Here is a 19,522-nt window from a genome sequence, read left to right on the forward strand (position 1 = left end):
AACCTTCCGTCGTTCGTGTGGCGCGTCGATACGACAACGCCGCGCCGCCAGGACAATTCGGCCCGGCCTCGCCACGACCCCGGGCTGAGGTCGGGTAGAACCGATCACCAGCCGGACCTCGTCTCCGCGTGCCGGATCGACGGGTTGCGCCGGACCAGGGCAGACTGCTCCAGCCGCTAGCGACCGATTCCGAAACCGCATTCGTTGCGGTACGGGATACAGATGGGTCGAATCCGGCAAACTCGTCACCCGTTGCGGTCCCGGATCGGCGGCCAGGTGCCGCGCCGCCCCCAGCACCGTTCCACGAACGTACGGAAATCGGCTACTACCCTGCATTGGATCCACCAGATCAGCTCGGCGCGTTGATCTCTGGACCGCGCTCCCATCCGGAATCGTCCCTGTGTCTTCAATTCTGCTGCCGGGAGATCGAGTTCGGTCATCGAGCCCACTTCGAACCGCAGGCCGGGGTGGTCACGCCGCGCCGTCGCGATCATCCCGGGAGACAGGGCATCGACACCTAGCTTGTGCAGGTGGGCGGTGACTTGCCCTGCGCCGCAACCGATATCGGCCCGCCGCATGCACGCTCTCGGCGGACACCGCAAGCGCCCCGCGCAGGTACCGATGTCTGGTGATGGCATCGCGTACCCGGTCGGCATAGTCGACTATCCGCGTTCACCGGCCGTTCGAATTCGGCTTACGAGCGTGCGGCGGAATTGATTCAGGTGTCCCGACATTGGTCCCGGATCTCGGAAAGTTGTTGGAAGCCAGCCGACTTGTAGGTGGCGACGGCACCGATATTGGAGCTCGGGGTGCAGACGATCGCGCTCGACGAGCCGAGCTCCTGAAGTGCGGCCGCCGCGGCGACGGTGATCGCCTTGCCGTAGCCGTGACCGCGATATTTTCGATGCACGCCCATCGGCTCGAGCAACCCGGGCTTCGCAGGACCGGCCGACCACACCGTCACCGCCGCCACCGCCTCGCCCTGGTCGTCGTAGGCGACCAGACACCGGGCGTCGGCGTAGGGCAACCCGGCCGCCATCGCGTGCCAGCGCTCGCCGGTGAACGTCGACCCGTCGAATGATGCCCGCTGTACGGCCGTCCGCACGTGCGCCTGCTCCGGCCCGATCACCTCGATCCGCACGCCCGGGTCCGGCACCGGCTCGGTGAGGTCGCGGCGAAGCGGCGTCCACGGCTCGTCGGCATTCCAGCCGCCCCCGGACAGCAGATCGCGGACCAGTGCATCCGTCGGCGCGGCGACACACGCCTGCCCCTCAATCAGTACGCCGCGCTCCGGGGCGGTCACGTCCTCAACCAGCTGCCGCGCCAGCTCCTCGTCCAGCGCAGCATCCGGCGCGATCGCCAGCCGCAACAACGTCGGCCCGTCCAGCAGCCCGACCGCGAGAATCCGTCCCTCCCGACGCCAAGTCCGCACCGCCGCGGCCGTAGCCTGTGCACCGAACCGCCAGAACCAGCACAGATCCCCCGGATGCAGCTGTATCGGCGCCCCGTCGTACTGCCACTCCCGCAACGCTCCCACAGGCTCGCTCAGCCCGTCGACTCCCGGCGTGCCCAACACAATCGCCATACCCGCGATCACACACCACCGTGCCGACCGTCCGCACCCGGTTTTTCGGGCGACCGGCGGATTCGGGAAGGGCGCGAGGCGAATTCAATGATGTCTGAGCAATCCCACCAACCCTCGAACACCGAATGATCAACGCGCACAAATGAAGTCATCCTGCGATGCCTGGGGGTTCAGGCCGTCAGATCAACTGGGCAACATGGCATTCAAACGCACACATGCCGATTAGACGGTATTGCGCGGAGCGCCGCGAAGTCACCGGCTCGGATCGGGTTCGACAGTGATAGGCAGCGATGTCGTGGGGCTGTGGCCGAGCGCGGTATTGGTGGCGGGGTTGGTGACCGTTACATCCACGGACGACTCGCCGCTGCCGATGGCCGCTTCGTGGTCGGCGGCCAACTGCACCTCCAATTGGTAGGTGGCGGTCTGTCCGTGGGCAAGGGCGAACGGTGCGACGACGGTTCGGCCGAGGAAATCGGTGCCGCCGCCTTCGGCGACGTAGGGCACCGCCTGCCAGACGTTGGTAGCAGGGTTGAGCATCAGCATCGACCCGGCGGGCATCATCTTGACCGGGCTCGGACTGCACGAACAGTGCCCCAGTGACACCACCAAGCCCACCGCGGGATTGTCGGTGGTCGTGGTGTTGGCCAGTGTGACGGTGAAGCGCATGGGCGCCCCGCCCGGCCGAAGCGTGGTCGGGTCCTGCGCCGAAATGGTGACGTCGATACCCTCGGCCGATCCTGTCTCGGCGGAGGCGGAAGCGGAAGTGATCAGCGAGAAGCCAACCGCGGCAACAGCAATCGCGACCCCTGCCAGTCGCCTGTTCGTCTTCTCCCTGCGCATCGAACCTCCTGGGGTCGCTCGTAGCCTGTCGAACCCGACATGGCTGGACATCGCAGTCCACACCAGCTCATATCCGGTACCGGCGACTGTAGGGGCGGCGGCCGCGTTCTACTTGCCGGTCAGCGCACCGAACTGTTCGTCACGCGAACATCCGCCATATCTGGCGTCCCTTGGCAGGTTCATGTGGGCGGTCGGGTGACGGCTCGGCAGGTAGGTGACTCCTCCATCTGGCGCTCCGGCGCGACTCGTGGGATGAGTGCCGTTGGGAGACAAGCAGATCGGCGGTCTCTGCTGCAGACCGTATGCTGTCGGCAGACACCGCCGATCAGCTCGCGAAGCTTCTCGCCACCCGGTCCGAACAGGTCGGGCATCCCGAAACCCTCAGTCGGCCACGGCTTTCTATCGCATTTCATTCGACATGGATCGCGCGTGGATCCAGGGCCGGATTGTGCGGGCGAGGATTCCGAGAGCGACAAAGATGAATATCAGCCCCGCAAGCATTTCTGTTGTTGCGTAAGTAGTGTCGGCAGGATAGATCGTCACCCCTGACAATTCTGGTGTGGGGATACGAAAGACATGAAGTATCGCACCGCGGTCGTAAGGGCCGCCGCCGACGACGATGGGACTCGAACCCGCGCCGCCGCTATCGGGTATGAACGCGCCATCACACATTTTCTTGTCGTCGCGGTGGCATTGGGAGACGATGACGCTGCCCGGAGTACCGATCCACCCGAGACGCCCAGCGCTCTCGTAACCGGCGCTGAACCCGGCAAACACGCATAGGAGAAAGAGGAGCAGCCCGAGTACGATCTTGGCGATCCGATAACCAGCAGCTGCCTGGCCCGACCTGAACGTTCTCCCCACTGTGCCGCATCTCCTTCGAGAGCGTTGTTGCCGCCGACGATACGCCCGAATCTCGAGATTACGCCCGTGTGGGCCGTTGTACCTGCGGCGGATGCGGCATCGTGGATATTGTCGGACTTGCGATACCGGGAGGCGATGTCATGGTGACGAAGTCGAGTCGGGATCTCTGGGTGAGGATGCTTGGCGCCGAAGGGCACTCGGCGGTGATCTGTATCCGGGTGGCGGTCGGGTTGGTGTTCTTCAGCGAGGGGGTGCAGAAGTTCCTGTATCCGGACAAATTGGGGCCGGGCCGGTTCGACAAGATCGGAATTCCGGCCCCGACGTTCTTCGCAAACTTCGACGGTGTAGTCGAAATAGCTTGTGGCGCACTGATCGTGGTCGGATTATCGACTCGGCTGGCGGCGATACCGTTGCTGATCGATATCGTTTCGGCGATCGCGCTGACCAAACTGCGTGAGTTGCGGCCCGGCGGTTTTCAAGGGGTACAGGGCTTTTGGGGCATGGCACACGATGCGCGGACCGATTTCGCGATGCTGCTCGGCTTGGTCTTTCTGCTGTGGGTAGGACCCGGCCGCTGGTCGGTCGACGCGCTGCTGGCCCGACGCTCGGGTGCGTCGTCGTCGACAGACGTTGCGGGAGAACATGTTTCGTAGCCGCCGAGGTGCTCGCTGGATCATCGGCGGGTCAGCGAGATTCCCGTCAGCCCTTTGATATCCCCTCGGGGGCGAGGATCGTGAAAGATACATCCACTCAGGAGGCGCGGATCATGACACTCACCCCTGGCGCCAATATCCAGGTCACCCACGACAGCAATCCGAATAACGATCGGAGCGAGTCCGCACTCGCGGTCAACCCGCAGGATGCCAACAATATGGTGGGGTCCTCGAAGCGATTCACCGATCCCGCGACGTATGCGTTTGCCCTGTCCACCTACAACACCTTCGACGGCGGCTCGACGTGGACGGAGTCGATGCCGGCGGTGCCGTCGGATTGGGCCGGTACCTCCGATCCGGCCGTCGCCTTCGACCGGAGCGGAAATGCGTATCTGCTCGCGCTGCCGTTCGGACCCGGCGCGAACGCGCCGCTCATCGGCATCGCCATCTACCGCTCGACCGACAGCGGACGCACCTGGGGCGCACCACAGCTCATCCATCAGAGCAGCGGCGACGACAAACAGGAACTCACCTCCGACACCTATCCGAACAGTCCCTTCTACGGCAATGTCTACGGAGCCTGGGACGACGGCACGCCGACCCAGGCGGCACTGCGTTTCGCCCGCACGACCGACCTGGGCCAGACCTGGCGTGGCGCCGGGAGCGACGCCGTCGGCACCGGTTTGGCCGACGACTCCTTCTCGCCTTCCCTCACGGTCGCCCCTGACGGCACCCTCTACATCGTCTGGACGAACCAATTCGAGCTGAAGTTCGTCAGGTCCACCGACGGCGGTGAAACGTTCTCCGATCCCGCGGTGATCGCCAGCGGCATCACGTCTTTGGACGCCGCCGGGCTGAACGCACCGGACGGCTTCCCGGAACTACCCGGTGGGACCTTCCGAGTGGATACGATTCCGGCCGCAGTCGCCGGACCCGGCGGGAGCCTCGTCGTGGCCTGGGCCGACTATCGGGAGAATGTCTCCCGCATCTACTGCCGTCGCTCGGGCGACGGCGGCCAGACCTGGGACGGCTCGCCGTCCGGCGATCCGCTGCTCACGGGAACAGCCGTCTCCGATCCCACCCTGCACGACTTCCATCCGCAGCTCGCCGTCACACCGGCGGGGGTGATCGGTTGCGCCTTCTACGAATTCGGGCGGATGCCGACCACGCCCCTGATCAATGTCGTCATGGTCGCGTCCTACGACGGTGGAAAGACGTTCATCGATCGCGTCACCGTGACCGATCACCCCTGGGACCCCGCGGTCGACGCCCCGCTCTCGCACGGAAGCTCGACCACCACGTTCATCGGGGACTACTTCGGCCTGGCCGCCGGCCCGCTCGGCTACTTCCCGTTCTGGACCGACACCCGCACCGGCATCCAGGAAATCTTCACCGCACGCGTCACCGTCAGCTGAGACACCCCCGGCAGCGCCTGCCCCGGCTGGACTCCGATTCGACCTGAGGCGCTGCTCTCCGCCACGAATAGTGACCGTTCCGGTCAGCGAGCGCGCAGCGGGTCATGTCCGATCGACATCAGCCGATGCCGCCACTGTGGTTGTCCGGCAATGGATTCCGGTTCAGCACCGTGTTCGTCGGTCACCTCCCACACCACCGCTCGCATCACCTCGGCATCGTCGGCGTCGGGATCGGTGCGGCGTTTGGCGAGAATCGCGAGCACACGATAGCCCAGCTCGGTGGCTCTGCCGTCGGGTAGCGGCTCGGTGTCGGGGCCTGCGGCATTGGTGCGCAACCAATCCCGCAGCTCGCGGGAGGTCATGTTCACCGCATGGTGGAAATCGGTCCACAAGCGGTCATCCACAATGGTTTCGGCCATGTCAGCCTCCATTCGTTCCGGTCGTCGATCATGACGGCACCGTGCGGCGGCCGAGGGTGTGGGCGAGATAGTCGCCGAGTAGATTCCTCCGTCCGGTCCGGCCGCGCACTGATATCGCGCCTGACCGTAGTGCGGTCATGAGGCGATTAACCACGAATATCGGGCCGAAAACCGCAACCGCTCACAGTGTTCGGCGAGGGAGGTTTTCGCCCTCGCGACACGGGAAGGCCGTAACCGAGGGTCTTTCAGGAGGTTTCGACATCGTGTTCAAGGATCGCCGAGAGGCCGGGCGCCGGTTGGCCGAACGGCTGTCGCTGCCGCACGGCGAGGATGCGGTGGTGCTCGGGTTGACGCGCGGTGGGGTTCCGGTGGCCTATGAGATCGCGCGGGCACTGGGCGCGCCACTCGATGTGCTGGTGGTGCGCAAGCTCGGGGCGCCCCAGCAACCCGAACTGGCCTTCGGCGCGATCGGTGAGCATGGGGTCCGCGTGCTCAACCCGCAGATATCGGCGCTACTCACCGACGCCGAGAAGGCGGGCGTGGAAGCTCGTGAACGTGCAGAACTTTCCCGTCGAGTCGAACGGCTGCGGGGACCTGATCCGCCGATTCCCCTGACCGGGCGCACCGCGATCGTCGTCGACGACGGCATCGCCACCGGCGCCACCGTCCGTGTCGCCTGCCGCGTCGCCCGCGCCCGCGGCGCGGCCCGGGTGCTGCTCGCCGTTCCCGTCGCCGCTCGCGACACCCTCGCCACCCTGCGCGACGACGCCGACGAGGTGATCTGCCTGCACGCTCCGCCGGTGTTCCTCGCCGTCGGGCAGTGGTACCGCCACTTCCGCCAGACCAGCGACCATGAGGTGGCCGAACTACTGCGTGCCGCCGCCGCGGAAACCACTGTGCCACACCCCGTTTCAGCCGCCGACCCGCCGCCGCACGACGAGGAGATCGCCATCCTGGCCGAAACCGTGGAACTGACAGGACATCTCACCATTCCCGAGCATCCGGTCGGGTTGGTCGTGTTCGCACACGGCAGCGGCAGCGGCCGCCACAGTCCGCGCAACCGCTACGTCGCCGAGGTGCTCGAGCAGGCCGGGCTGGGCACGCTGCTGTTCGATCTGCTCGCCCCCGCCGAGGAAGCCCACCGCGACAACGTCTTCGACATCGCGCTGCTCGCCCGCCGCCTGGTCGACGCCACCCTCACCCTCGCCGAGCGGCCCCACACCGCCGGACTGCCGATCGGCTACTTCGGCGCCAGCACCGGTGCCGCGGCGGCCCTGCGCGCGGCCACCGACCCACGCTTGAACATCGCCGCGATCGTCTCCCGCGGCGGCCGCCCCGACCTCGCCGGCGACGCACTGAACCGGGTGCGGGCCCCAACCCTGCTCATCGTCGGCGGCCGCGACCCGGTGGTCCTGGAGCTCAATCGCCATGCCCAGCACACACTCCCGGTCGATACCGAACTCCGCGTCGTCCACGGCGCATCCCACCTGTTCACCGAGGCCGGCACCCTCGAACAGGTCGCCGAACTGGCCCGCGACTGGTTCCGCACCCGCCTCGCCCCCTTACCCGCGACCGGACGCGCCCCCTCCTGAACCATCGAAAGCAACGCGACAACGACAGGCAACGGTCACCCATTCGCCCGCGCCGAACAAAACGCGCGAACCTGCATGATGGCGTCGAGCCAGTCCACCGCTTTCTCCTCAGCGGAAGGCATCACACTCCGCCGCGGGCGAGCCCGCTATGCCCGATCCCGTGACCTCGAAACCGCCCGCTGCGTGAACAGGTTGATCACCGCCGTGATCGCGAAACGGTCGTAGCCTCGACCATATGGCTCTGCCGTATCCGCCACCGATTTCGCCGATCACTCGATCCGCGGGGTCATCGCCGGCATCGGCGGTGGAGACCAAATCACCGTCATCCCCACCTGGACGCCGAAATCATTGCCGCGCAATGGCTTTTACCCGGGAGGGGCGTGAGGATCGATGAATGGGAATGGCATCCGCGTCGCGGCTGTCAACGATATTCCGGTCGGTGCGGGTATCGCGATCGATCGCAGCGTCACCGGCACAGCTGACGATATCGCTCTGCTGCGGGACGGCGACGGCACCGTGTGGGCACTCGATGACACCTGTACCCACGACACCGCCTCCCTCTCGGAGGGCTGGGTCGAGGGCGGATGCGTCGAATGCCCTCGGCATTCGAGCATGTTCGACCTGAAAACCGGTGCGGTGCAATGCCCGCCGGCAACCGAGGACACCCGTCCGCACCGGGTCGAGGTACACGACGGCGACGTCTACGTGTTCCCGAACGAACAACCGTAATCGGACCAGACCCCCCGGGTGCCCGTCGGCTGAGTCGCAGACGCGGGGGCGGCGCGGTTCTAGCCCACGGTGGCGATGGCGCGGACCGGGAAGGAAGTCATCCCACGGATCGGTGGTGGAAGCGCGGTGAGCCGGGCACCGATATCCGGCACCCGGTCCAGGTTCGTCAAATGCTCGATGATCGGTATCCCGGCGCCGAGCAGGGTGTGATGAACCGGTCTCGTGGGCCGAGAGGTGTCGTCGATGTCGAGCGAGTCGATGCCGACCACGGCGACATTGGCCGCGACCAACGCGTCCGCCAGGTCGGAGACGAGATAGGGATGATCGGATTCGCGATACGCGGGTGATCCCCAGCGACTGGACCACCCGGTGTGCACGAGAACGGCTTTGCCCCACAACCGTGCAGGGTCGCCGAGCAAGTCGGGTCCCACCGTGCGTTCGTCGGCCGCACGGATCATCACGATGGGCACATTGAGTAGTCGTTCCACGGGCAGATCTGCCATGTCGGCACCGTCCGCGTCGAAGTGGAATGGGGAATCGACATATGTGCCGGTGTTACCGACCAGATCAACTCGCGCGATCTCGTATGAGATGTCGACCAGTGGGCCATCCCGCCGCGAGGTATGCGTCGTGATCAGTGGTTCCGGCAGCCCGGGAAGGGTTGTCATCCCATTGGTTACGGGATGCGAAAGGTCGATGAACACGCTATACCGGTGTTCCGGCGATCTCGACGCAGTGGCCCGCGGGGACGATGGTGGGCACGACGTTGTTCATCACGGTCTCCTTGGTGACGACGATGACGTCATCGCGGCTGGCTATGTCATACATGACCGGAAGTCGAACTTCCTCCATGATGGCCCACAAACCACGGCGCATGTTCTGCGCCACCGCACGTGCGCGCTCCACCGATGCCGAATAACCCTGGACTCAACATAGCGAGTCACCACCAGCCGTAATGCCGCCGCGCGGGCGTTCGATCGACTCGTTTTCGGCGCATGCTGGAGAGCAGGACATCCGACGACGACGGCGTTTGCGGTCCGCACCCCGGTGGGCAAGCAGGCGCTGACTAGGAGTGCAGATGGCTATCGACAAGCTCTCTGAAAATGGTCCCCAGAACGTCGCGCGCAAGTTGATCCGGTCCCATCTGGTGTCCGGGGTGATGAGTCCCGGTGCGGAGATCGGGTTGCGGATCGACCAGACGCTGACCCAGGACGCGACCGGCACTCTGGTGATGCAGGAACTCGAGGCGCTCGGGCTCGACCGGGTCCGCACCGACCTCAGCGCGCAATACGTCGACCACAATCTGCTGCAGACCGACGAGAAGAACGCCGAGGACCACGAGTTCCTGCTGTCGGCGTGCCGCCGGTACGGCCTGTGGTTCTCCAAGCCGGGCAACGGTGTCTCACATCCGACACATATGCAGCGTTTCGGCAGGCCCGGTGTCACCATGGTCGGCTCCGACTCATACACCCCCGCGGGTGGGGCATTGGGCATGCTCGCGATCGGCGTCGGCGGACTCGAGGTAGCCCTCGCGATCGCCGGACGACCGCTCTACATCCGGATGCCGCAGATCTGGGGCGTGGAGCTGACCGGTGAACTGCCGCAATGGTGTTCGGCCAAGGACGTGATCCTGGAAATGCTCCGCCGTCACGGAGTCAAGGGTGGGCTCAACCGGATCATCGAATACCACGGCCCCGGCCTGGCGACTTTGACGGCGATGGACCGACATGTGATCGCGAACATGGGCGCGGAGCTCGGCGCCACCACCACCGTGTTCCCCGCCGACGGCATGGTGCGGGAGTTTCTGCGGGGCGAGGACCGCGAAGACGACTACACCGAACTAATCGCCGACGCGGGAGCGACCTACGACATCCACGAGCAGATCGACCTGGCGACCATCGAACCGCTCATCGCCAAGCCGTCCTCACCGGGCAATGTGGTGCCCGTCCACGAGGTCGCCGGGGAACCGGTCGCCCAGGTGGTCATCGGATCCTCGGCCAACCCCGGCCTGCGCGACTTCGCGATCGCCGCCGCGATGGTCTCCGGGCGTCAGACCGATCCTGCCGTCAGCTTCGACATCAACCCGACGTCGCGGGAGATCTTCGAGGATCTGACCAGGATGGGCGCCACCTTCGAGTTGATCCGCGCCGGGGCCCGCATCCATCAGTCCGGCTGCATGGGCTGCATCGGGATGGGGCAGGCGCCCGCAGTCGGACGAAACTCGCTGCGCACCATGCCGCGAAATTTCCCGGGCCGCTCCGGCACCCGGGAGGACTCGGTGTGGCTGTGCTCGCCGGAGACCGCTGCGGCCTCGGCATTGACCGGGGCGATCACCGATCCTCGAGACCTCGCCGAGCAGCTCGATCTGACATACCCGGAGCTGGCCCTTCCCGCGCACGCGTCGGTGAACACCGCCATGCTGGTGCCGCCGCTACCCGAGCAGCAGGCCCGCCACGTGCCATTGGTCAAGGGACCGAACATCTCCGCACTGCCGGACTTCGAGCCACTGCCGGATGTGATCGAGGCGCCGGTGCTGCTCCGGGTCGGCGACAACATCTCCACCGATGAGATATCCCCCGCCGGGGCCCATGCCTTGCCGTTCCGGTCGAACATTCCGAAACTGGCCGAGTTCACCTATACCCAAATCGACGAGACCTACCCGACACGGGCCGCCGAGATCGCTTCCGGCACCGGGCATATCATCGTCGCCGGCGAGAATTACGGCCAGGGCTCCTCCCGCGAGCACGCCGCGATCACACCCCGCTACCTGGGCCTGCGGGCCGTCATCGCCAAATCGTTCGCACGAATCCACTGGCAGAACCTGGCCAACTTCGGCATCCTGGCGTTCGAATTCGACAACCCCGACGACTACGACCGGATCGACCAAGGCGACGTGCTGCATATCGACGGGCTCCGCAAAGCACTACAGACGGCAACCCCCGATTTCGGTGCACATCACCGGCGGCCGAGGTGACGACATCCTGCTGCGTCACCGGTTGTCCGAACGCCAAATCCAGGCGGTGCTCGCGGGCGGAATCATCCCCCTGCTCGCCGAATGACCCGGCGGCGGGACCCCTCGGTGACGAACAACCGCCGGGCGACCTCTGACATCGACATCGACCGGCGCAGGTTCTGGCAGAGGATCGGTCTCCGGGCGTGCCCCGATCAGGAGCGCCCGGGTACGGAATAAGCCGTCCCGCATCGGGTATCCGGCGGACGAAATCCACCGGAGGAGAAGTTCGTATGACTACTCGGCTTATCCGCTTCGCCGCAACGACCGCCATGGTCGCGGCGGCTGCGGTCGCGACGACAGGGCAGGCGGCGGCAGCGCCGGCGAGCGTATCGATCAACGGCAATATGCAGGTGATGGGCCTGAGCGTTCTGCACGTCGACGCGCAGGGACAGGGAGACGGCCCCGCTACCGGAACCTACCTGGCCACCGCCCAATTGGGCGGCATGCCGCTGCCCGTGCGGGTCACCGGCCCCGTGACCTGCCTGCGCGTCGAAGGCGACACGGTTTCGCTGATCTACCCGATCACCACCAGCGAACCGGTCATGGTGTTCGCACCCGATTCGATGGCGATCCAGATCACCGTCGCCAAGGGCCGCGATGGTGCGCCCAACATGATCGGCTACGGACTGCCCATGCCCACCAACATGTTCCGGGACTGCCAGCCCGGACCGACACCGATGGTGTTCGACGGGACGATCGACATCAGCTGACCGGAACTTGCGCCGGGCCGCTCAGGACCGAGATTCGATGCGTGCCAATGTCCGTGCGCCGCCGTCGACTTCGAGCTGCACGTGCAGCGCGGAATCGGACCGCCAGGCGCGGATGAGCACGTCGTCGCCCGCCATCACCGGGCCGACGTGCTCGACGATCACCCGGTACGGCGGCGTGTGCGCATCGGGGAACCGCGCGAGCGCCTCCTCCACCGCTTCCCAGTGCACGGCGTTGTTGACGTGCCCGTAGTGGTCGACATCGGTCACCCGCAGGGGAAAGGGCCACGTCTCGGCGTCGGCGCGGGTGTACTCGGCCAACGCGGCTTTCCACCGCAGCCGGTGTTCCGTGGTCGCCGCAAGCATCGGCGCCATGAATCGGTCGCTCATCCGGGCCGGGCGCCCGGCTTCGATATCGACGTGGATAAGGAACATCTCGGTCTCGATCAAGCCACCGTTCTCGCTGCGAACCTGGATGCGCATATTGCACCACCGATTCGACAGCGCCGACGGCCAGCGCCGCAGATGCACCCGGTCGCCGAACTCGATCGGCCGCAGCACGTCGATCACGGTGCGGCGCACGATCCAGCCGGAATGCAGGTCCCCCTCCTCGACCACCTTCAGATGGTCGTACCCGATGTCCTGGAGATATCTGGCCACCGCGTCGAGCCGCAACCGCTGCTCACCGTCGGTGTCTCCCAACCGAACCGGCCATTCCTCATGGAAGGCCCGGCTCAGGTCCGGACACGGCGGCAACGGAAACGCGATATCGGCCAACCGATCGACGGCGGTGGCGGCACTCATGAACGCTCCTTTCGCAGGCCAGGCGCGAGCGTACCGACCGAGGCACCCGACAGCCCGGCTCGACACGGTGCGAGCTTGTTATGTCATAGACGCTCGCCTATTCGACGGCCGATCCGGGCCGGATGGGAAAGACCGCGGCCACCGTACTTTTCGGGATTTCGCGGCGTAGCGTCGATTGTTCGGCAAGGATTCGGGTCGCCCGCGCCGGTGCGGGCGAGGTGTCGACCGGCTCTGGCCGGGTATCGAGAAATCGTGACGTTCGACTTGACACCGACGGTCGCGCAGCACGACTTGGTGACGCGCGTCCATGAATTCGCGCAGGACCGCATCAGGCCGGTGGCCGCCCATTACGACCGGACCCAGGAATTCCCGTGGCCGGTGCTCGAGGAAGCCGCCGAGCGAGGGTTCTACAGCCCGCTTTTCTACCGCGACCTCATCGGTGACCGAACCGGTTTATCGCTGCCGATGTTCATGGAAGAACTGTTCTGGGGCTGCGCCGGTATCGGATTGGCAATCGTGATGCCCGCGCTGGCCCTTTCGGCGATCGGCCAGGCCGCCACCCCCGAGCAGATGCTGCGGTGGGCGCCCGAATGTTTCGGCACCCCAGGGGATTTGAAGCTCGCCGCGCTCGCGATATCCGAACCCGAGGGCGGCAGCGATGTGCGCAACCTGCGCACGCGCGCCGTCCGCGACGGCGCGGATTGGGTTATCGACGGACACAAGATGTGGATCGGCAACGGCGGCATCGCCGATGTGCACGTCGTGAACGCGGTGGTGGACTCCCGGCTCGGGCACCACGGCCAGGCGCTGTTCGTAATACCGGGCGGCACACCGGGTTTGGAGCTGGTGCGAAAGCTGGACAAGTTGGGTTGCCGGGCATCGCACACCGCAGAGTTGAAATTCGATCAAGTGCGGGTGCCGAGTGATCACCTGCTCGGCGGGCCGGAGAAACTCGAGCACAGGCTGGCCCGAGCGCATGCGTCGGCCCAGGACGGTCACGGCGACTCGGCCACCTTGGGCACTTTCGCGCAGACCCGCCCGATGGTCGCCGCGCAAGCGCTCGGAATCGCCAGGGCCGCACTGGAATACATGACCGACTACGCCAACCGGCGGGAGGCGTTCGGCGCGCCGATCATCGACCATCAGGGCATCGGCTTCCCGATCGCGGATCTGGCGACGCGAATCGATGCCGCGCGGCTGCTGACCTGGCGGGCATCCTGGATGGCGGCCAACGGCGTGCCCCACGAACGCGGCGAAGGTTCGATGGCGAAGCTGGCGGCCAGCGAGGTCGCGGTGCAAACCACCGAACGCGCCATCCAAACGATGGGCGGATGGGGTTACATCACCGATCATCCGGTCGAAAAGTGGTACCGAGACGCGAAGCTGTACACCATCTTCGAGGGCACCAGCGAAATCCAACGCATCGTGATCTCCGGTGCCCTGGGAGCGGCGGGCGGCAAACCACCGATGCATATCCGACTCGAGCCGTCCGGCGGCCCGCTGAACAAGATGTTCGGCCGCGGCACCGAGATCCGAATCAGGGCCGCGGCCGCGGCATTGAAGATGAAAGACCATGTGCCGGAACCGGTCAGGAAAGCCGCGATGAAGGTACTTCGGCCACCGCACTGAGCCATTCGCGCTATCGGGCCGCAGACGACCTCACGAACATCCGCGATCGCGGCCGCACCGATGAATTCCGCGCGGATCAGTCGTCGAAGTCTCTGAGTACCGAATGAGATCATGGTCCGTCAGGAGTGGCTGATCTCACCGACGCGGAGAGGAATTCGGTCATGACGAGACCATTTCGATTCGGGGTCGTCGCCCCGCTCAGAACCGACGTGCCGACGTGGCGAGATCGCGTGCGCCGCATCGCCGACAGCGGCTACTCGACGCTGCTCGTGCCCGACTTCCCGCAGCTGCAACCGGCGCCCGGTCCCATGCTGGCCACCGTCGCGGCACTGACCGACCTGCGCGTCGGCACGTGGGTGTACGCCTCTCCGCTGCGTCCGGCCTGGCTGACGGCGTGGGAAGCGCATTCGCTTTCGCTGCTGACCGAGGGCCGCTTCGAGATGGGCATCGGCACCGGCAGACCGGGAATCGAGGACGAGTTGCGCGATAAGGGGATGCCCGCCGTACCGCCGCCGCACGAGCGGCTGGCACAGATCCGTGAAACCGTCCGGACACTGCGCGAACTCGACGGCCCCGGCCTGCACACGCCCGTGGCAATGGCCGTACTCGGCCCGAAGGCCCAGGCGTTGGCGGCCGAGGTCGCCGATACCGTCACCTTCGTGCTCGGCGCTCACCCTCGGCACGAAGTCGCGCGGCTGGCAAGCGATTTCCGCGCTCTCGCCGATGTCGAACTCGCGCTCGCCATCCCGGTTATCGGCGACACCGTCGCACCGCATATGGCGCCCCCCGACACCGACACCGCCGCACTCCACGCCGCGGACGCATTGACCGTGCTTCCCGACGACCCGGCGGCCGCCGCCGAGGAAATCCAGCGCCGCCGCGAGGAAATCGGCTTCTCCTACTTCGTCTTCGGCGCCGACTTCGCCGAAAGGTTCGCCCCGATCGTCGCCGAGCTCGCCGGACGCTAGCCGAGCGTCGATCTCGGGGGCCGGTAAAGGGGTAGCCGAGTACCGCGGCGGCCGAGCGGGTAACGTCGACAGCAATCGAACACGATCTTCGGCCGTCACGCAGGATGCGGCGGGTCGTGGTCGAGTATCGGCCCTCGATCGCAGGCATCAGGCGTTCGGTCGGGGCTACTCGCAAGGAGTCTTCATGGCATCGGCCCGAAGTAGCTGTTTCGTCGATCCGGCAATCCCGTTCGCGGATGTTCGCGCCGCTGAGAAGGCGGCGCATCTCGAGCGGAACGCGCTGGCGGCGAGGACGACAGCCGTCCACGCACAGGACGCTGCCGAGTGCATACAACTGCTGGCCATGCTTGGCCTCGATTTGTCCGAATTGAAGTAGCGGGCGAAGTACACCCGCGACGCTCAGCGACGGCGGCCGCGTGGCGTCGTCGATCCACTGCTGACCGGGCTGCTTCTGGCTGACACGCAGGAGTGTGACATGCTGGGCAACGAGCACGGGTTGTTGATGTGATCGCTCGGCTCACAACAGGAAGTAAAAACAACAGTATGTCGCAAGGCAGTGTGAAGTGGTTCAACGGCGAAAAGGGCTTCGGGTTCATCGCGCAAGATGATGGCGGCCCCGACCTTTTCGTCCACTACTCCGAGATTTCCGGCTCCGGCTTCAAGTCCCTCGAGGAGGGGCAGCGTGTCGAGTTCGAGATCGGCAAAGGCCAGAAGGGTCCGCAAGCCCAAAGCGTCCGCGCCATCTAGGAGCCGACAGTACGAAACCCGCGCCAACGGCGCGGGTTTCCTGCTTTTCGGGCGATTGCGCGGAACAGCACAGCCGGGGCCACGCGAAACCCACATGTCACAACAACCGAGAAAGACAATTGTGAGCGACGAGCACTCCTTCCGTGCCCAGCTGTTCAGTCACGAGCACAAGGCTCCCGACAGCACACCAGCCGAGACGGCCCACATCGATCGACAGCCGCTATTCCTCGCGGTGCCCGACGATGTGCGAGAACACAACTCTCGCCCCAAGTCGAGCCCGGGTGAATCGTCCGTGCAGCCCGAACCGCCGACCGACCCACCGACCAGCTCTTCAGACAACACCACCCAACCTGCCCGAACAGTCGCACCGAAATGATCTAGAGGGCGGTCTTCACGAATCTCCCTCGGCCGCAGACACATCGGTACGCTGGCCGCCGAGGACCGCCCGGCGGCATTGCCCGCTATGTCGATTCGCTTCCCGACGACACAGTGCTGGCCCGGGTCTACTGCCACGGCTAGGGCCCGATTCGGCTACACGATCATCCGCGGGTGCGGCTGCCGGCTCAGGCCCTCGATACCGCGCTCGATCCAGTTCTCGTAGAAGTCAAGGAATTCCGGGCCCAGCTGCCATTCGGCGCTGTTGTACAGCAGGAACACCACGTGTCCGCGAGACTGCCCCGCGGTGATCACCGCCACCTCGTCCCCACAGCCCATGTCGGTGATCACCAGGTAACCATGCTCGATACCGTCATCATCCTCGTCGCGGTAGATGGGGCCGCTGCTTCCCGCCGGAAAGGCCTGCGCGCACGCCGGGCTCGCGCAACGCTCCAACTTCGACCATGGAATCCCGTAGTACGGACCGCTACCGGTGCCGATCCGGCTCAGGAAACCTCGAAAGCCCTCGGGGAGCGGACATTTCATCGCAGCCTCGAGACGCTGCAGCGCATGTTCCGGTACCGCTCGGTTCTCGTGGCGATGGAGATCGGCACCGAACATCACATAGCCGGGGAGCCGTCGGTCGTCGTCATCGACGAAATTGGACGCGCCCGGCCGAGGCACATCCAGCTCACGCAGATGCGCCAGCCGACTCTCAATCCGCGCCAACCGCTCCCCCAGACCCTTTTCCACTCGCCCATCGTGACAACAGACCATTCTCGACGCCACCGAATAATCCGGTGATACGGCGTCAGCGGCGGGCGACTTCTCGGACGGTCGCGGCGACGGCGCGGAAATCTTTGCGTACGACGGTGGAGTGGTTGCTCGGGACGGTCGCGCTCACTCGGACGTTGGGGTTGCGGGCCAGAATCGGGTCGAGGGTGGCGCGCATCGCGGCGTGTCCTTCGGCGGTGGCGCCCAGGGCCGAGCCCGAGGCCACGACGAATCGCATGGGGAAGCTCACCCGGTCGAAGACGGGGGCGCCCGCGGCGACGATCTCGTTGAGTTCGATATTGATCTCGGCGTGTTCGGCGGCGCTCATGCGGGCCGCGTTGCCGGTCAACCGGACCAGCGGCAGCAGCGGCTTGAAGCGCCGGAACAGCCGCCGGATCTCCTCTTTGCCGGCCTCCGGGCCGCCTTCGACGGTGGCCAGATAATCCCAGGGATAGCCGCCGTCGACCATCACCACTCCGGCGACGCGGTCGGGATTCCTTGTGGCCCAATGCAATGCGAGCGCGGCCCCATAGGACCAACCGACCAGCACCGGCCGGTCCACCCCGCGCGCGGCCAGCACGGCATCGATATCGCGCAGGCAGGCCTCGAAGGAGTAATCCGCCGACCTCTTCGACCGGCCGCGGGCGCGTTCATCGTAGGTGATGTGCCGCCAGTCGGCGCCGAGTTCGGCGACCACCGGTCGCCAGTGCCGCTGGCTGGCGTAGGAGCCGTTCAGGTAGACCACGGGACGGCCGGGACCACCGGTGTCGGTGACGGCCAGCTCGGTGTCGTCGACGGGAATCATGCCGGTCCAGGCCGAGTCGTTCGAATTGCCGGTGCGGTTCTGCGCTGCGTTGTTCATGGGAATACCGTCGCCGACCCGACTGATACCGACCTGACTGCGTTCTGACATTCCCCCTGATACCTGGAATCCGAGAAAACACCTCGCTGCAACGACACGGTCGACACTTCGGTGCGTAGTACAAATAGAGGATGGGACGACAGACAGGTGTCGTGATCTTCGTACTCACACTGGTGGCCGTCGTGGTCGCCGTGGACGTCCTTTTCTTCAGAGGATATTTCTGGGCGCGGCTGGCCGCGAACGTCGGGATCGTCCTGCTGTTCGTGGCGTTCTATCTGCGGTTCTTCAAGGGTTCGTGATTCGATACGGCAGGGTTTATTCGATGCACTTGCCGATCAGGAACATCGCGGTGAGAAATCCACCGGCGACGACCAGTACGTAGTGGTCCGCGGATGCGCCGTAGTCGTAGGCCGATATGGCGACGATAACCGCCATCACGAGAAAAAGAATGCGCTTCATCGCTGACTCCCGCAGACTCGGTCTTCAACCGTAGGAGAAGCGACTTCCGTTGCGCCACAGCGGAATCAAGGAATGGCAGCATTCCGGCGACGCCGGGACAGCGGTACGGCTACGCGCCCGCGGTGAGCAGGTCCAAACCGAGCGGCGTGCACTGATGCAGGACCGCCTTGCCGTCCCTCTGGGAGGCGACCAGACCGGCCTCGCGAAGCGTCTTGGCCTGTAGAGATGCGGCGGGCACGGTGACGTCGAGATCGCGGGCGAGCTCGCTGGTGGTGCGCTGATGGATCAGCACCCGCAGGGCGCGGGCGCGGGTGGCGCCGAGCAGGGCCGTGATCGGCTCGGCGGGCGCCGGCGCGTCCAGCAGCGGCAGTGGCGTCGCGGCCGGATAGAAGAGGAGCAGTCTGCCGTCCGGGTGTTGCCCGGCGAGCAGATGCCCCGTCCACAGCAGGGTCGGATAGAGGATGATGCCGCGTCCGGTGAGCATGATGGTGGCGTCGTTCGGCGAGTCGACTTCGAGGGTTGTGGTGTCGCGCCAGCGGATCGACGGGGCGAGACCACTCAGCGCGGCGTAAAGGCCGTCGCGGGCAAGAATCCTTGTCCGCCAGGCGGTTTCAGCGTTGAAGGCGGCCCGCAGCTGGGGCCACCGCTCGGCCAGAACGGCACGGTAGCCGCTCCTCAGCGCCTGCTCGAGCTCCCGCCAGGCGTCTCGGTCCCGCTCCGCGAGCAGGCGAACCCATGGGGTGACCGGACGATCTATCGCGCTCATCCACCGCAGTTCGGCTCGCACCGTGGCGAGCGGCGTCGACATGATCCGATCGATACCCTCGTCGAAATCGACGCTGGGCGGCTCCAGGAAATCGGGACCCGCGCCGCGCGGCGATACCAGCTGCAGCAGCGGGTGCGCTTGGCTGGGCAATCCTCGCAGGACCCGTTTCCGCCACGGCGCGAAGACCGGATGGGCATCCCGGCGTTGAATCATGGCCATCGCGATCGCCGCTTCGGCGAGCGGTAACGGCTGCCCGGCGATCGTCACCCGAAGCAGATCATCGGCGGTGCACTGTATCCGCAACATTGCGCGGCCCCCTGA

Annotated in this window: 22 protein-coding genes; 11 read left to right on the forward strand and 11 right to left on the reverse strand. The window is 65.9% G+C overall.

The genetic code is table 11. From position 1 onward, the window contains the following. Positions 1 to 718: 718 nt before the first annotated feature. The 3 genes from LGY53_RS35655 to LGY53_RS35665 form a co-directional block, all read right to left on the reverse strand. Positions 719 to 1,585 carry an N-acetyltransferase gene (locus tag LGY53_RS35655; RefSeq protein WP_225731110.1) on the reverse strand — a complete coding sequence of 289 codons (867 nt, stop codon included), beginning with the start codon at positions 1,583 to 1,585 and terminating at the stop codon, positions 719 to 721. A 252-nt stretch (positions 1,586 to 1,837) separates the two neighbouring features. Further along, positions 1,838 to 2,425, reverse strand: coding sequence for a hypothetical protein (locus LGY53_RS35660; protein ID WP_225731111.1), 588 nt, complete (start codon positions 2,423 to 2,425; stop codon positions 1,838 to 1,840). 399 nt (positions 2,426 to 2,824) lie between these two features. Continuing rightward, on the reverse strand, positions 2,825 to 3,289 hold the full coding sequence (locus LGY53_RS35665) for a hypothetical protein (RefSeq protein ID WP_225731112.1): 465 nt from the start codon (positions 3,287 to 3,289) through the stop codon (positions 2,825 to 2,827). 176 nt (positions 3,290 to 3,465) lie between these two features. Here LGY53_RS35665 and LGY53_RS35670 point away from each other — a divergent pair, with 176 nt between their 5' ends. Continuing rightward, positions 3,466 to 3,942: a DoxX family protein gene (locus LGY53_RS35670; protein WP_225731200.1), complete on the forward strand. Its 477-nt coding sequence runs from the start codon at positions 3,466 to 3,468 to the stop codon at positions 3,940 to 3,942. 113 nt (positions 3,943 to 4,055) lie between these two features. Continuing rightward, complete coding sequence (locus LGY53_RS35675) at positions 4,056 to 5,357, forward strand: sialidase family protein (RefSeq protein ID WP_225731113.1); 1,302 nt, start codon at positions 4,056 to 4,058, stop codon at positions 5,355 to 5,357. Between the two features lie 83 nt (positions 5,358 to 5,440). Here LGY53_RS35675 and LGY53_RS35680 read toward each other — a convergent pair whose 3' ends face one another. Then, positions 5,441 to 5,776 carry a DUF3140 domain-containing protein gene (locus tag LGY53_RS35680; RefSeq protein ID WP_225731114.1) on the reverse strand — a complete coding sequence of 112 codons (336 nt, stop codon included), beginning with the start codon at positions 5,774 to 5,776 and terminating at the stop codon, positions 5,441 to 5,443. A gap of 260 nt (positions 5,777 to 6,036) precedes the next feature. Here LGY53_RS35680 and LGY53_RS35685 point away from each other — a divergent pair, with 260 nt between their 5' ends. Together LGY53_RS35685 and LGY53_RS35690 are read left to right on the forward strand one after the other, a co-directional pair. Further along, on the forward strand, positions 6,037 to 7,368 hold the full coding sequence (locus LGY53_RS35685; RefSeq protein ID WP_225731201.1) for a phosphoribosyltransferase: 1,332 nt from the start codon (positions 6,037 to 6,039) through the stop codon (positions 7,366 to 7,368). Between the two features lie 390 nt (positions 7,369 to 7,758). After that, a complete protein-coding gene (locus LGY53_RS35690; RefSeq protein WP_225731115.1) occupies positions 7,759 to 8,097 on the forward strand; it encodes a non-heme iron oxygenase ferredoxin subunit in 339 nt (112 codons plus the stop codon). A 59-nt stretch (positions 8,098 to 8,156) separates the two neighbouring features. Here LGY53_RS35690 and LGY53_RS35695 read toward each other — a convergent pair whose 3' ends face one another. After that, the gene (locus LGY53_RS35695) at positions 8,157 to 8,801 is read right to left on the reverse strand and encodes a cyclase family protein (RefSeq protein WP_225731116.1); all 645 of its coding nucleotides are present in this window, start codon (positions 8,799 to 8,801) and stop codon (positions 8,157 to 8,159) included. A 1-nt stretch (position 8,802) separates the two neighbouring features. After that, positions 8,803 to 8,925, reverse strand: coding sequence for a hypothetical protein (locus tag LGY53_RS44515; RefSeq protein ID WP_374111285.1), 123 nt, complete (start codon positions 8,923 to 8,925; stop codon positions 8,803 to 8,805). 250 nt (positions 8,926 to 9,175) lie between these two features. On the opposite strand from LGY53_RS44515, the gene LGY53_RS35705 reads away from it, so the two are divergent. Both LGY53_RS35705 and LGY53_RS35710 read left to right on the forward strand, forming a co-directional pair. Then, complete coding sequence (locus LGY53_RS35705; protein WP_374111281.1) at positions 9,176 to 11,071, forward strand: aconitate hydratase; 1,896 nt, start codon at positions 9,176 to 9,178, stop codon at positions 11,069 to 11,071. Between the two features lie 269 nt (positions 11,072 to 11,340). Beyond that, a complete protein-coding gene (locus LGY53_RS35710) occupies positions 11,341 to 11,820 on the forward strand; it encodes a hypothetical protein (RefSeq protein ID WP_225731117.1) in 480 nt (159 codons plus the stop codon). Positions 11,821 to 11,841: 21 nt separating this feature from the next. On the opposite strand, the gene LGY53_RS35715 is transcribed toward LGY53_RS35710, so the two are convergent. Then, entirely contained in the window at positions 11,842 to 12,621 is a 780-nt protein-coding gene (locus LGY53_RS35715) for an acyl-[acyl-carrier-protein] thioesterase (protein ID WP_225731118.1), read from the reverse strand. A gap of 252 nt (positions 12,622 to 12,873) precedes the next feature. Between LGY53_RS35715 and LGY53_RS35720 the strand changes: the two genes are divergently transcribed. From LGY53_RS35720 to LGY53_RS35735, 4 genes are all read left to right on the forward strand, one after another. Next, positions 12,874 to 14,250: an acyl-CoA dehydrogenase family protein gene (locus LGY53_RS35720; protein WP_225731119.1), complete on the forward strand. Its 1,377-nt coding sequence runs from the start codon at positions 12,874 to 12,876 to the stop codon at positions 14,248 to 14,250. A gap of 161 nt (positions 14,251 to 14,411) precedes the next feature. After that, a complete protein-coding gene (locus LGY53_RS35725; RefSeq protein ID WP_225731120.1) occupies positions 14,412 to 15,218 on the forward strand; it encodes an LLM class flavin-dependent oxidoreductase in 807 nt (268 codons plus the stop codon). 184 nt (positions 15,219 to 15,402) lie between these two features. Continuing rightward, positions 15,403 to 15,594 carry a hypothetical protein gene (locus tag LGY53_RS35730; RefSeq protein WP_225731121.1) on the forward strand — a complete coding sequence of 64 codons (192 nt, stop codon included), beginning with the start codon at positions 15,403 to 15,405 and terminating at the stop codon, positions 15,592 to 15,594. 167 nt (positions 15,595 to 15,761) lie between these two features. Beyond that, on the forward strand, positions 15,762 to 15,965 hold the full coding sequence (locus LGY53_RS35735; RefSeq protein WP_225731122.1) for a cold-shock protein: 204 nt from the start codon (positions 15,762 to 15,764) through the stop codon (positions 15,963 to 15,965). A gap of 531 nt (positions 15,966 to 16,496) precedes the next feature. On the opposite strand, the gene LGY53_RS35740 is transcribed toward LGY53_RS35735, so the two are convergent. Continuing rightward, positions 16,497 to 17,093: an SMI1/KNR4 family protein gene (locus LGY53_RS35740; RefSeq protein WP_225731123.1), complete on the reverse strand. Its 597-nt coding sequence runs from the start codon at positions 17,091 to 17,093 to the stop codon at positions 16,497 to 16,499. A 58-nt stretch (positions 17,094 to 17,151) separates the two neighbouring features. Next, a complete protein-coding gene (locus LGY53_RS35745; protein WP_225731124.1) occupies positions 17,152 to 17,976 on the reverse strand; it encodes an alpha/beta fold hydrolase in 825 nt (274 codons plus the stop codon). Positions 17,977 to 18,107: 131 nt separating this feature from the next. On the opposite strand from LGY53_RS35745, the gene LGY53_RS35750 reads away from it, so the two are divergent. Further along, positions 18,108 to 18,275, forward strand: coding sequence for a hypothetical protein (locus tag LGY53_RS35750; RefSeq protein WP_225731125.1), 168 nt, complete (start codon positions 18,108 to 18,110; stop codon positions 18,273 to 18,275). Positions 18,276 to 18,291: 16 nt separating this feature from the next. On the opposite strand, the gene LGY53_RS35755 is transcribed toward LGY53_RS35750, so the two are convergent. Together LGY53_RS35755 and LGY53_RS35760 are read right to left on the reverse strand one after the other, a co-directional pair. Beyond that, on the reverse strand, positions 18,292 to 18,435 hold the full coding sequence (locus LGY53_RS35755; protein WP_225731126.1) for a hypothetical protein: 144 nt from the start codon (positions 18,433 to 18,435) through the stop codon (positions 18,292 to 18,294). A gap of 109 nt (positions 18,436 to 18,544) precedes the next feature. Next, the gene (locus LGY53_RS35760; RefSeq protein ID WP_225731127.1) at positions 18,545 to 19,507 is read right to left on the reverse strand and encodes a DUF5937 family protein; all 963 of its coding nucleotides are present in this window, start codon (positions 19,505 to 19,507) and stop codon (positions 18,545 to 18,547) included. Positions 19,508 to 19,522 lie beyond the last annotated feature (15 nt).

Source organism: Nocardia sp. JCM 34519.1, assembly GCF_020361265.1.
Lineage (GTDB): Bacteria > Actinomycetota > Actinomycetes > Mycobacteriales > Mycobacteriaceae > Nocardia > Nocardia arthritidis_A.

Excerpts from the sequence above, each read along its gene's own strand:
- LGY53_RS35675 (WP_225731113.1), top strand. The coding sequence starts at position 4,056 with ATGACACTCACCCCTGGCGCCAATATCCAGGTCACCCACGACAGCAAT.
- LGY53_RS35710 (WP_225731117.1), top strand. The coding sequence starts at position 11,341 with ATGACTACTCGGCTTATCCGCTTCGCCGCAACGACCGCCATGGTCGCG.
- LGY53_RS35730 (WP_225731121.1), top strand. The coding sequence starts at position 15,403 with ATGGCATCGGCCCGAAGTAGCTGTTTCGTCGATCCGGCAATCCCGTTC.
- LGY53_RS35705 (WP_374111281.1), top strand. The coding sequence starts at position 9,176 with ATGGCTATCGACAAGCTCTCTGAAAATGGTCCCCAGAACGTCGCGCGC.
- LGY53_RS35735 (WP_225731122.1), top strand. The coding sequence starts at position 15,762 with ATGTCGCAAGGCAGTGTGAAGTGGTTCAACGGCGAAAAGGGCTTCGGG.
- LGY53_RS35725 (WP_225731120.1), top strand. The coding sequence starts at position 14,412 with ATGACGAGACCATTTCGATTCGGGGTCGTCGCCCCGCTCAGAACCGAC.
- LGY53_RS35690 (WP_225731115.1), top strand. The coding sequence starts at position 7,759 with ATGAATGGGAATGGCATCCGCGTCGCGGCTGTCAACGATATTCCGGTC.
- LGY53_RS35715 (WP_225731118.1), bottom strand. The coding sequence starts at position 12,621 with ATGAGTGCCGCCACCGCCGTCGATCGGTTGGCCGATATCGCGTTTCCG.
- LGY53_RS35655 (WP_225731110.1), bottom strand. The coding sequence starts at position 1,585 with ATGGCGATTGTGTTGGGCACGCCGGGAGTCGACGGGCTGAGCGAGCCT.
- LGY53_RS35660 (WP_225731111.1), bottom strand. The coding sequence starts at position 2,425 with ATGCGCAGGGAGAAGACGAACAGGCGACTGGCAGGGGTCGCGATTGCT.
- LGY53_RS35680 (WP_225731114.1), bottom strand. The coding sequence starts at position 5,776 with ATGGCCGAAACCATTGTGGATGACCGCTTGTGGACCGATTTCCACCAT.
- LGY53_RS35670 (WP_225731200.1), top strand. The coding sequence starts at position 3,466 with ATGCTTGGCGCCGAAGGGCACTCGGCGGTGATCTGTATCCGGGTGGCG.
- LGY53_RS35760 (WP_225731127.1), bottom strand. The coding sequence starts at position 19,507 with ATGTTGCGGATACAGTGCACCGCCGATGATCTGCTTCGGGTGACGATC.
- LGY53_RS35745 (WP_225731124.1), bottom strand. The coding sequence starts at position 17,976 with ATGAACAACGCAGCGCAGAACCGCACCGGCAATTCGAACGACTCGGCC.
- LGY53_RS44515 (WP_374111285.1), bottom strand. The coding sequence starts at position 8,925 with ATGTATGACATAGCCAGCCGCGATGACGTCATCGTCGTCACCAAGGAG.
- LGY53_RS35755 (WP_225731126.1), bottom strand. The coding sequence starts at position 18,435 with ATGAAGCGCATTCTTTTTCTCGTGATGGCGGTTATCGTCGCCATATCG.
- LGY53_RS35750 (WP_225731125.1), top strand. The coding sequence starts at position 18,108 with ATGGGACGACAGACAGGTGTCGTGATCTTCGTACTCACACTGGTGGCC.